General features: G+C 48.6%; 8 protein-coding genes. 5 read left to right on the top strand and 3 right to left on the bottom strand.

Annotated elements, in window-relative coordinates:
* Positions 1 to 3 precede the first annotated feature (3 nt).
* Positions 4 to 336, bottom strand: a complete 333-nt coding sequence (locus V6C93_RS33610; protein WP_333481039.1) for a pentapeptide repeat-containing protein — start codon at positions 334 to 336, stop codon at positions 4 to 6.
* Positions 337 to 875: 539 nt separating this feature from the next.
* On the opposite strand from V6C93_RS33610, the gene V6C93_RS33605 reads away from it, so the two are divergent.
* From V6C93_RS33605 to V6C93_RS33590, 4 genes are all read left to right on the top strand, one after another.
* On the top strand, positions 876 to 1,097 hold the full coding sequence (locus tag V6C93_RS33605; RefSeq protein WP_333481038.1) for a hypothetical protein: 222 nt from the start codon (positions 876 to 878) through the stop codon (positions 1,095 to 1,097).
* 37 nt (positions 1,098 to 1,134) lie between these two features.
* Positions 1,135 to 3,609 (top strand): ATP-dependent Clp protease ATP-binding subunit, encoded by a 2,475-nt coding sequence (locus tag V6C93_RS33600; protein WP_333481037.1) that lies wholly within the window; start codon positions 1,135 to 1,137, stop codon positions 3,607 to 3,609.
* Between the two features lie 439 nt (positions 3,610 to 4,048).
* Positions 4,049 to 6,178 (top strand): hypothetical protein, encoded by a 2,130-nt coding sequence (locus V6C93_RS33595; RefSeq protein ID WP_333481036.1) that lies wholly within the window; start codon positions 4,049 to 4,051, stop codon positions 6,176 to 6,178.
* Positions 6,179 to 6,528: 350 nt separating this feature from the next.
* A complete protein-coding gene (locus tag V6C93_RS33590) occupies positions 6,529 to 6,816 on the top strand; it encodes a hypothetical protein (protein ID WP_333481035.1) in 288 nt (95 codons plus the stop codon).
* A gap of 487 nt (positions 6,817 to 7,303) precedes the next feature.
* Here V6C93_RS33590 and V6C93_RS33585 read toward each other — a convergent pair whose 3' ends face one another.
* Complete coding sequence (locus V6C93_RS33585; protein ID WP_333481034.1) at positions 7,304 to 7,921, bottom strand: hypothetical protein; 618 nt, start codon at positions 7,919 to 7,921, stop codon at positions 7,304 to 7,306.
* 204 nt (positions 7,922 to 8,125) lie between these two features.
* Positions 8,126 to 11,725, bottom strand: a complete 3,600-nt coding sequence (gene mfd / locus V6C93_RS33580; RefSeq protein WP_333481033.1) for a transcription-repair coupling factor — start codon at positions 11,723 to 11,725, stop codon at positions 8,126 to 8,128.
* A gap of 290 nt (positions 11,726 to 12,015) precedes the next feature.
* Here mfd and V6C93_RS33575 point away from each other — a divergent pair, with 290 nt between their 5' ends.
* Positions 12,016 to 12,153, top strand: a complete 138-nt coding sequence (locus tag V6C93_RS33575) for a hypothetical protein (RefSeq protein WP_333481032.1) — start codon at positions 12,016 to 12,018, stop codon at positions 12,151 to 12,153.
* Positions 12,154 to 12,387 lie beyond the last annotated feature (234 nt).

Raw genomic sequence — 12,387 nt, 5'->3', positions numbered from 1 at the left:
TCACTAAGTTAGAATCACTCCATCCGGCATGATTGCCCCACGCAGGTTGGCACGACTGAAGTTAACCTCATGAATGTGGGTTTGAGTTAGGTTGACTTGTGTCAAGTTAGCTTCCGTTAAGTTTGCCCCAGTTAGGGTAGCATCCTGAAGATTGACATAACTGAGATTGGCGGCTGTTAAGTTTGCACCTCTCAAATCTGCACCACTCAAATCGGCATAACTCAGATTGACCTTTTTTAGCTGTGCCCCCATCAGGTTCACGCCCCTAAAATCCCTTTGCCCCACTGCGTATCGGCTTAAAAGTTCGCTGGTCTTCATCGCTTTTTTGGTTTTCATTTAAGGATTGCTACTTCTGTTGTGGCGTTGAGTTTTAGATGGGCATTTCTTGATTACAGGAGCTACATCGCCAGTAAAGCCCTCCAAAACACATATGACGGAGCAAGGTATCTGAGCAGCAAGGACAAGTATGCTTACCTATTATTGAATAATCAAGACTTATGACTGGAGGCTGCCGACTGTGACGAGTTGCCAGGTGAGTCAGCAATTGGTGCGGCGTCGTTAACTTAGCCAGCATTTTTACCAGGATGAATAATAATTTCAGTATAACAGTATTACTTGACTATAAATTTTATTTTTTGATATAATGCCGAACTTTATTTCCGTGCTACCCTTAAGAGACACTACAACAGTTGAGTAGCTAGGAGCGAGAAGTCTACTCTTCACTATCTGACAGGCTTTGGGCGATAAGGGCGGTAGCGAACCAAGACACCTCCAGGAAATTCAACGGCTTGCTCAATGGAGTTGTGCCGATAAGCGGTGTTTCGGGCTGGATACGACGGACTGAGCCAATTCCTTGATTATGAGGGTGAGTACAAATGAACATTCAAGCGTTAGATATTAAAGTCGGAGACCGCATCTTGGCCTACTGTAAGGGAAGGATGCAAGCCTGTACGGTGCAACGTTTACTAGACTCGACGCCCAACAACATCACACTGAAAGTCTCCACCTGTGTGCCTTATCGCGAATCAGCCTCCTGTGTGGTTCAGTTCCACCGAGAGGCAACCGTTGAATTGGCTAGCTTAAAAGCCCGCTCGTAGACAGGACAGCAATTACTCCCTCCATAAGGACACCCCCATGTTTGAACGCTTTACAGATACAGCGATTAAGGTGATTAGGCTCTCTCAAGAGGAAGCACGTCGCCTCGGTCACAATTTTGTAGGTACAGAGCAGCTCCTTTTGGGTCTGATTGGAGAAGGAACTGGTGTCGCCGCAAAAGTCTTGCAATCGATGGGCCTCACGCTCAAAGAGGCAAGGGAAGAAGTTGAAAAAATTATTGGTCGGGGTTCTGGCTTTGTCGCTGTTGAGATTCCCTTCACCCCGAGAAGTAAGCGTGTTCTTGAGCTGTCCCTGAAAGAATCTCGCTCCTTTGGACAGGACTACATTGGCACCGAACATTTACTTCTGGGCCTAATCCGGGATGGAGAGGGTGTAGCGGCAAGAGTACTCTTAAACCTGGGCATTGACTCAAAAGAAGCCCGGACTAGAGTGATTGAGATGCTTTCCGAAACGAAACCTACCCAAAATGAGCGGAGCCGCACCCGCACAAAGACCCCAACTCTGGACGAGTGTGGTAGCAACTTGACTCAACTCGCCTCCCAAGGCAAGCTCGATCCCGTCGTGGGACGCCAAGAGCAAGTTGAACGCATGATTCAAATTCTGGTTCGTCGCACCAAGAACAATCCGATTTTGATCGGAGAGCCAGGAGTCGGTAAAACGGCACTCGCAGAGGGACTCGCTCAGCGCATTGTCAACAACGATGTTCCCGATTGCCTTCAAGACAAGCAGGTTCTCTCCCTGAATATAGGCTCGTTGCTGGCAGGTACTAAGTACCGAGGCGAGTTTGAGGAACGCCTCAAGAAAATCCTAGAAGAAATCCGTGCTTGCCAAGATGTCATCTTAGTCATTGACGAGGTTCATACTTTGGTTGGGGCTGGAGCAGTGGCAGGTACCCTTGATGCTGCTAATATCCTCAAGCCTGCCCTAGTTCGTGGCGAACTTCAATGTATTGGTGCAACCACTCTGGATGAATACCGAAAGTATATTGAGCGGGATGCGGCTTTGGAACGTCGTTTCCAACCCGTAATGGTGAATGAACCCAGCGTTGAGGAGACGATTGAAATATTATACGGTTTGCGCGATCGCTACGAGCAGCACCACAAGCTCAAAATCTCCGACCTTGCTCTAGAAGCCGCCGCTAAGCTCTCAGACCGATATATCTCAGACCGCTTTCTACCTGACAAAGCCATTGACTTGATTGATGAAGCAGGTTCTCGCGTCCGGATACTCAACTCCAATTTGCCATCAACGGCCAAGAGCCTGAATAAAGAGCTGCGCCAAATTCTTAAGGATAAGGAAGAGGCGGTTGCCGAGCAAGAGTTTACCAAGGCGGGAAAAATGCGCGTGCGCGAACTCGAACTTCAGGCGGAGATTCGGGTACTCATCCAAGGCAATAACTCCCAGTCTACGACTCTTGACAACTCTCCCGTGGTCAATGAGGAGGACATCGCCCATATTGTCGCCTCATGGACGGGAATCCCAGTAAACAAACTCACCGAATCCGAGTCCGAAAAGCTCCTCCAGATGGAAGATATTTTACATACTCGGCTCATCGGTCAAGACGAGGCCGTCAAGGTGATTTCTCGTGCTATTCGTCGCGCTCGCGTTGGCATCAGTAACCCTAATCGCCCAATTGCCAGTTTTATCTTCTCCGGCCCCACTGGGGTGGGTAAGACGGAACTCGCCAAGTCACTAGCCGCTTACTTCTTTGGCGCTGAATCAGCCATGATTCGGTTGGATATGTCTGAATACATGGAGCGTCATACCGTCTCCAAGCTCATCGGTTCCCCTCCAGGATATGTGGGTTTCGACGAAGGGGGACAGCTAACCGAAGCCGTGCGCCGTCATCCTTATAGCGTTGTACTATTTGACGAAATCGAAAAAGCACACCCGGATGTGTTCAACCTGCTGTTACAAATTCTGGAAGACGGTCGTTTGACTGATACGAAAGGTCGAACTGTAGACTTTAGGAATACGTTGTTGATTATGACCTCCAACATCGGTTCTAAAGTGATTGAAAAAGGTGGTAGTGGTCTTGGTTTTAATTCGAGTGAAAATCAAGCTGACGCTCAATACAGAGGCATTAGCTCGTTAGTGAATGAAGAACTTAAAGCTTACTTCCGTCCTGAGTTCCTCAATCGTCTTGATGAAATTATTGTCTTCCGGCAACTCACTAAGAATGAAGTTAAACAAATTGCTTCTATTCTTTTAGGGGAAGTATGCAGTCGGTTAAAGGAGCAAGGAATTACGTTGGCAGTTACTGAACGGTTTAAAGACCGCTTGGTGGAAGAAGGTTATGACCCCAGTTATGGAGCACGTCCTCTGCGTCAGGCAATCACACGGCTCTTGGAAGACTGCCTGTCCGAGGAAATCTTAAGCGGTCGTGTTAAAGACGGAGACAGCGTTGTTGTTGATGTAGACGAAGAGGGTCAAGTTAAAGTCTTGCAGGGCAGTAAGCAGGAACTACTGCCCCCATCAGCCTTAGCCGGATAAAATTTTATATATGTGCTGGTAATGGATATTTTCGTAAACAGCTAATAGGACTTTTGGAGTGGCAATCACCTCTTATTTATACCCCTGTTAAGCGCATTTTCTTGGAAGCGAATCATTGAAGAGCAAAGAATCTGACCCAAAAAAGGGGTTTCAAGCCTCCCTTTTTAAGGGGAATTATCAAAAAAATTTTTTGAATTTCAAGCTCCGTCCGCTCATTGCGGAGCCAATCCAAAATCCTTGCATCCAAAATCCAAAATCGGGCGACCACTTCTGCCGCGCTTTTTCGTTTGAAGCAACACTCCAACGCAAGAGTACCCTTGAGGGTACTGCCAACACTTCCCTGCAATTTTCAAAATAAACAGGTAGACAAGCAAACGGCACTGTCAAGTTAATCCCCAGACGGACTTGACAGTGCCGTGAAATTAGCAGGAGCAATATTTTGAACAACCATTCATCATCTCAACCTGTAGAATCATCGTTTATCCCCAAGGCAGGACTGGTTCCGAACCCAGATGCACCAACTCCGCCACTGCCCAACCCAATTCCCATCTCAGAACTGCCAAGTCCGCAACTGCCCAATCCCCCAATAGTTTTGCCACCGATTCGCTTCCGGAGCTTGCGAGGGGGGTGCTACCTAATCCGCTACACGCCTGTTGCAACTGGCCCCGTTCTTGGTTTCATTCATTACGACGGTACTATGCGTGTTGAACACGATGGCACCAATACAATCGCAAGTGGCGATCTCTACCTCCACCGCTGGTTCCAATTCCCTATACCTTCTCTTCCCCCAGTTGAACCCAACCCAGCACTAGGAATTCCTGTCTTTCCGCGAAATCGATATCGGTACTATCTCCGAATCACGCAAATTCTTGAGTTCGTTACGATAGGCAACAGCTTCACGTTGGGATTCGAGCGTTATCTGTTCAATCATGCCACCAATAGTTGGACTAATGAGGGGGCATTCACCGCCCTCATGAGCTGGACTCCAGCCCCGCTCGGCTATCCCAGCAGTTCTGATTACTTAACGGGTGATGTTAAGGATAGCACTGGAGCCGTTGTTGGCACACTCACGATGGGCTGGGTGTCTTCGTACCTACGAAGGGCTGTAATGGAAATTGATAGAGTGTCAGCTTCTGAAGTTCCACTGAATAACGGGGCTGATACTGATTGGCGCACGATCTTCGACCAAGTAGGATGGGACCTCACAGTCATCGAAAGTAACTCGGACGTGGTAGAGCCGAGCGGTGAATCTTGGTCAGACGCGGAAATGCACGCCGCCATGCTCGCCCGTCGTGATTCGGCAAATCTCGACGCCGAATGGCGCTATCATGTGCTTTGTGTGCGCCGACTTGATTCCACCTCGCGGGGCATTATGTACGATAACGGCGGCACGGACTCGAACAATGTTCCTCGCGAGGGGGCTGGTATCTCCTCCCATTGGGTCGTCCCGAATGCAGACCCTTGGGGGCTGGTAAAAAATATGCGCTTCGGTACTGCCACCGCTCCCTATTTCCGCACGGCAGTCCACGAGATTGGGCACGCGATGGGACTATACCATAACACCGTCGATATGGGCATTATGAATACGACGGATGTGATTGCAGCGAGCGCTGTACCACCTGTGCAATTTCCCAACAATATCCAATGGTCACATGCGCCCGACGATCGCAAACGGTTGCGGCATATGCCAGATCAGTATGTACGTCCCGGTGGTACTCCCTTTGGCACCTCTTACAACACGACACCCATCAGTCCCAACGATCTGATCGAGGAGGTCGAGGGACTAGAACTCCAGGTATCTCCACTGCTGGAGGCCGTGCCTATTGGTGCACCCATGCGAATCAACTTCAAATTGGTCAACACAACCAAGCAGGAAATTCCTGTTCCGGCAAGCTTAAGCCTCAAATCAGGTTTTGTGAAGGGAAAAGTGATCGATCCGTCTGGGACGACTCGAACCTTTAAGCCCGTCGTCCTGTGTGTGGATGACGAGAAGTTGCGCCTTCTTAAACCCGGCAAGAGCATGAGTCACTCTATGACGCTGTTACGCGGTGCTCAGGGTTCGCTATTTCCACTTTCCGGTCTTTACCGTGTCATCGTGGAAGTTGAGTGGGAGGTCAATGGTTTCGCTGTCAGCACCACAGGTGAAGCCAGCGCTATGGTTACGCCACCCGTTGATGAAGAACACGCCAAAGCCGCTCTCAAGGTTCTTTCAACACCTGATGCTTTGCTGACTCTGGCTATTGGAGGCGACCACCTTCAAGAAGGAATTGAGACAATTCAGGCTGCTTTAGACAATCCGGTGCTCCGTCCCCACTATGCAATTGTAGAAGCTAAGCGCGTGGGTAAACGGTTTGGAAAACGCAAAGCTGACCTCAAAGCTGCCGCCGAGTTGTTAGACGAAACGGCTGTCCTTACTGAACTTGAGATTAAGGATGCCGCTGAGTTGGTGAAACATGGCAAAAAAGACTCAGGGAACCAACCTGTTAAGGAGCTAGTCAAGATGCTTCAGGACAAGGTCAACGATGTCAGTGCAAGTGACGAAATCGTTGATTTGGTTCAGTCGCTGTAAATTGTTTCGATAGGCTGAAAGATTCTGAGTCAGGACTTACGCACGCTGAACGGGATTTCAGGTCTTTCAACTGCTCTTAGCTCCCCCCAACCCCCCGCATTCAAGGGGGGCTATGCGTAAGTCCTATGAGTTAAGCCTTGGTCAGTCGCCCACAAGAGTACTTGGACATCGTGGGCGACTCTTTGAAGTTATGGCATTCATCTTTAAATAGAATGAACATCCTCTATTGGCCCAGAGCCGGATTATCTATTGTTATCAGCGTTATTATTTGGCTTAGCCTGTCAGTGTCTAGCATAGGATGTACCCCTGGGTTAAACCACAGGACAAATCATGAGATTCAGGAGAAACACATGACGCTTGTAGGGCAATGGCAAAAGGTGACCTCGACCAAGTGCAGCGAAGCTTACCCAGATACTGTGGAATTTTCTGAACGCGGTATCTATGTCGGCAAGAAAGGTGACCAGGGGCTAGACTTTACGTTATGGGATGCAGGGGGATATGAAGTCTTGGAAGGCAACCAGGTGAGGATTGCGATCGCCAGCGATGAAGAGGTACTCTATAAATTCTCAACCTCTGGAAGCATTTTGACCTTCGTGGATCGAGAGGGCTGTGAATTTAAATATCGCCGCGTAGATTAGGCCTCTTGCTTTGATTCAAAAATCTCATAGAGATTGGGGGAAAAGTGAAGGGTAAAAGGCGAATAGAGTAGACCTCTTGCATAAATCCTAGAATGCCCCTAAATCCACCAATTTTGGGGGACTTTGAACTCATGTTCCCCCCAGAATTGGGGGGCTAGGGGGGCAAAAATTGAATGAAAGCAACGGGTGTGGTCAAAAACCGTTGGTGATAGGGAGGTAAGGGGGACAAGGGAGACAAGGGAGACAAGGGAGACAAGGAAGACAAAGGGGATTCTTCCACCCAACCAACTACTTATGACCACACCCGAAAGCAAGAGATATTAATGAGCGTACCGCTCACACTCCAGGATGAAAGGAGACTTTCAAAACAGGTCTAGTGTTCCCTTTTTCCTTTCTTTTTTCCCTACTTCTGCAATAGGTCTAGTAGCTATCTTTTCTCTGCCCCGATATTTGGTAAGTATTATTCTTATTCATTAGGTTCTGGATTTTAATTACGTCCGTCTGTTTGGTCGTGGATAGTACTCAATAAAATTCCTAAAATCTTATTGGCATTGCCCACCGGATAATTGCTTAAATCAATAGATACAAGTTTCTCTTCTAATTTCAAAAACTTCCAGAGTTCTCCCGTGGTTACTACTCCATAAATGGGTATGATATCATTCCCCTCTCGTTCATTAAATATTTGTGCGGCAATCATTTCCGCAACACACTGTCCTAAGCCAGATTTAATATTATCATTCTTGGCTTCTACAAGAGTAATCACTGGGGCGCTAACAAAAAGCTGTTCCGGAGAAAGACTAATTATAAAGTCACAAATTCCATTTAATCCTTTTTCAAAGTCAACGTTAAAATCTGTACCAAAAAATAAACTGATTTGATGTTTTAGTCGTCTTTTAATCTCCAATAATATCGGAACAATAATCATTTCAGAACGAGCTTTTTCCGTACCGATAGCTACAGCTAACGGTATATTATCTCTGAGATTGAAAGCCAGATTTTCGCTACATTCAACCTCTTCAACATCTGCAAACAAATCAACCGTTTCTCTAATAGTTAAGCCAAAGGTTTTTATCAGTTCGCTCAGTTTAAAGTCACTGTAAGCCATTGCCTTTTACTTATACCCATTTACTTACTGTCGAAATATTGATGGTTTGTAGCCAAGTAATACCATTTCGATGCAAGAGAGACTACATATAGATCCCCCCAACCCTCCTTTTGAAGGGGGGTTCAAGAACAGTATCTGTAGCAAGCATTGAGAGAATTGGTATTACTCGACATACAAAAGATGTTACGCCCACTTACCTAAAACTCAAACGAGAGCAGGTTCTGGCAGTGCCCCTTGCATCTTACTCAAGAAGTTAATCAAGTTCTCTAACTGTTGCTCCGCCTTCAGGACACCTAACCCCCGGACAGTAACTTTTCCAGGCATATAAACCAAGCGCGATCGCAAATGTTCCGGCAAATTCTCCTTGAGCAGATTCCAAGCGGGTTCCTCCATCGGCGTTTCTAAGATAACGTTCTGCTTGCCCTCTGGTTTAATGCGACTGAACCCTAACGATTTGGCACTTTGTTTGAGTTCCACCACTCGTAGTAGCTGATTGGCAGCCGCAGGAATGGGCCCGTAGCGATCGCTCCAATCCGCTGCAATCTGAACTAACTCATCCTTGGATTCAGCAGAGGCAACGGCTCGATATGCGCTCATCTTCTGATCTAAATCGGGGATGTAGTCAGCGGGGATAAAGGCGGTGAGATTGAGGTCAATCTGGGTATCATCCACCTTGGGAATTTCTTGCCCTTGAATCTCTTTAATCGCCTCTTGCAGCATCTCCATATAAAGGTCAAACCCAATCGCCTCCATCTGTCCCGACTGTTCCACACCCAGGAGATTGCCAACACCGCGAATTTCCATGTCTCGCGTCGCCAATTGATAACCCGAACCCAACTGGGTGAACTCCTGAATCGCTCGTAAGCGCTGCCGAGCCTGTTCGGAAAGTACCTTTTGCTTCGGGTAGAATAACCAAGCATGAGCTTGAACACCAGCTCGACCCACCCGTCCCCGCAACTGATAAAGCTGGGCTAGGCCAAACTTATGGGCATCTTCAATTAAGATGGTGTTTACTCTGGGGATATCTAAGCCCGACTCAATAATTGTGGTACAAACGAGAACATCCGCTTCACCATTACCGAAAGCCAGCATCGTCGCTTCCAGTTCCGCATCATCCATCTGACCATGAGCGATCGCAAGTCTTACCCCTGGTATCATCTCCCGTAGTTGGGTACCCACCTCTTCAATACCCTCAATCCGGGGTACCACGTAGAACACCTGACCTCCGCGATCGAGTTCGGTACGAATCGCCGTGCGCATGGCTTCTGGATCGTAGGGGGCAAGATGGGTTTTAATCGGTCGCCGTGAGGGCGGTGGAGTGGTAATTAAACTCATCTCTCGTACCCCCGATAATGACATATAAAGAGTACGGGGAATGGGTGTTGCAGAGAGGGTAAGAACGTCTACCTGAGTTTTGAGCGACTTAATCTTCTCCTTCTGATTCACCCCAAACCGTTGTTCTTCATCAATCACTAACAGTCCTAAATCCCGGAAGCTTACCCCCTTCCCTAACAACTGATGCGTACCCACGACCACATCTAATTCTCCTGTGGCAAGGCGTCGTTGAATTTCCTTGCGTTCCTCAGGGGTGCGGAAACGGTTGAGCAAACCCACATGAATCGGGTAAGGGGCGAAGCGTTCTTTAATCGTGTGATAATGCTGCTGAGTGAGAATCGTGGTTGGGGCGAGGAAGGCAACCTGCTTACCCGCTGTAACGGCTTTGAAAATCGCCCGAATTGCGACTTCAGTTTTACCAAAGCCGACATCCCCACAAACCAGCCGATCCATCGGGCGATCGCTCATCATATCCCGTTTTACATCCTGCACCGCCTTCAACTGGTCAGGTGTTGCCTGGTAGGGGAAGGAATCTTCTAACTCCTCCTGCCAGGGTGAATCCAAGGGGAAGGCAAACCCTTGGCGTTGCGATCGCTGGGCATAAAGTTGCAGTAAATCAACCGCGAGTTTCTTAATTCCCTTGCGAACTCGATTCTTGGTCTTTTCCCATGCTTTGCCAGACATCTTATTGAGTTCTGGCGGACGTTCCCCAGTCGCCCGAAACCGAGAGAGTACCCCCAATTGGTCAGCCGCAACTCGCAGCAAGCCATCCGCATACTGAATCACCAAATACTCGCGGGTTTCGTGATTCAGAGTCAGGCTTTCCAGCTTGAGGAACTTACCAATCCCGTGATTTTTGTGAACAACATAATCCCCCTGCTGTAGCTTGTTGGGGTCAACCTGCTTCGAGGCTGCGCGGCGTCGTTTGCGGACATAACTGGGCGTGGCGAGGGTATGCTGCCCAAAAAATTCGCGGTCGGTGACGACCACGATACGATAGGTCGGTAAAATGAAGCCTTCGACTTCTGCTAATCCTGAATATTTCACCGCGATCGGTGTGTGTTGGATTTGCAGCTTATCAATGGCTGGGTAGTCGCGGGAGTTGGGAACAAACTGTGCAGGACAGTCGTGTTCTTGCAGCAGGGAGACGGAACGACTGGGTTGGGCGGAAACGAGCCAAATTGAGAAGTTGCGATCACGTTCCCCACGAATCACCTCAGCCAGCTTGGCAAATTGGTGCGGCGTCACGGGTACGGGACGACTGGCCAGATTGATAGCAGGTTGAAGGTTTGAAGGTTGAACGTTGGAAGGTTGGGTTGAACCTTCAACATTCAACTTGCCAACCTTCAACTCTTCGACCGCCAGTTCCGAGAGGTTTAATTTGTTAAAGTGTTCTACGGTTGCTAGGGAATCGTCAAACGAACGATGGATTTTAGGCAGTGACGGAGTAATAAGGGTGAGTTGTTCTTCGGCGTGTTCGTAAGCGCGATCGCTATGTGCTCTACACTGTTCTGGTTCATCGATCGCAATAACGGTATTTTCCGGCAGGTAATCGAGGATTGAAGCGGGTTGATCAAACGCAATACCGAGAAAGCGGCGGATGCCTTCTGGGGGTATGCCTGTCTCCAAAGCGTCTTGTTCTTCAGGAGACAGATGGGCTTTGACTTGTTCGACTCCAGAGGCACTCAGCACCTCAGCCACAATGGGGCCAAAGTCCGTAGGCGTCAGCACCAAGTGGTCAATTTTATCCAGGGAGCGTTGTGTGGCAGGGTCAAACTCTCGTAGCTGATCGAGTTCATCTCCAAACCATTCCAACCGCACCGGCAATTCTGCGGAGACGGGGAAAATATCAACAATATCACCCCGCCGACTCCACTGACCTTCCATTTCCACCAAGGGAACGCGATCGTAACCCAGTCGCGCTAACTTCTCATCAATCGTTTTGGAATCCCACGTCATTCCCCGGTTGAGTGTCAAGCAGTAGGGCTTAAAGGCATCGACTGGCGGTAGGTGGGGTTGCAGCGCCGCTTGTGTAGCGACAATCGCCATTCGAGGGGTAGAGAGTTGAAGGTTTGCATGTTGAAGGTTATGGTCTTCTGAACTTTCAACCTTCAACCTTCTAACTTTCAACTGTTCCACCAAATCTGCCAACACCTGCATTTGTCCCCAAGTCATCTCAGATTCTGGGTCAAATGGCTCATAGGGCGAGGCTTCGGAGGTTGGGTACAAGTGGACAGTGTCCCAGCCCATCGCTTCCAGTTGTGTTGCCCAGCGACTGGCTTCCTCTAGAGTGCTAGAAACGACGAACAAGTTGCATTGACTCGCTTTGGACAGAGCAGATGCCACCAATCCCTTCGCTAGGCGGGAGACACCATTCAGATGTAGCGATGAAGCGCGATTCAGCTTGGAGAGTAGTTCTCCCGTCAGGGGCGATCGCTCCAGTGCCCGAATGATCGAAGAAAAAGCCATGAGTCCACAGAATGTGTGAGAAGGTTATGACGAACGCAGGCAGGCTATAGTCCTTACTCGATTGGATGAGATACAGTATGACCTCTCTCCAAACCTCTCTCCTACAAGGAGAGAGGCTTTGATTCTTAACTCCCCTTCCCTTGTAGGGAAGGGGTTGGGGGTTAGGTTTTTCGCTATGTACTTCACACAAGTGAGAACTGCTATAGCTGCCTATCTCACTCATTTTAAAAGTCTTGCTAGGAAGTCAACGATCTACACTGACCTAGAGAGGCCAAACCTACGTTGGCTGGTTGGTTGTTGCTCGATTTGGCGATCACGAAGCGGAACCTTCGGTTCAGCGCGCTTTGCCGGATGAGTGGAATGGTGTAACTGAAGTGGAACCTCCTGCTGGCGATAGCGATCGGGAAAAGTTGGGGAATGGTAGTTAGAAGCTGATGGACTTTACTAGAGAGCGAAGTGAACAGGTAGCGAGAACCGCTCCACAAATGCACAGATTCTCTATCTGATATCTTGCACCATTCTCAATAAGGTGTTCTCACCCGCCCAGAGTTAAAACTCCGGCGTCATAGCTTAAGTCCACTTAAGTGGACTAAAACTCTCATCCAGTCGTATGAAGACGACTTTAGCTATAAGACAGTGGTTAAAACCACTGGCGGGTTGTT

It is taken from the genome of Allocoleopsis sp., from assembly GCF_036703385.1.
GTDB lineage: Bacteria > Cyanobacteriota > Cyanobacteriia > Cyanobacteriales > Coleofasciculaceae > Allocoleopsis.
The sequence above is the reverse complement of the archived record's forward strand: the minus strand, read 5'-3'. Positions and strand labels throughout refer to the sequence as shown.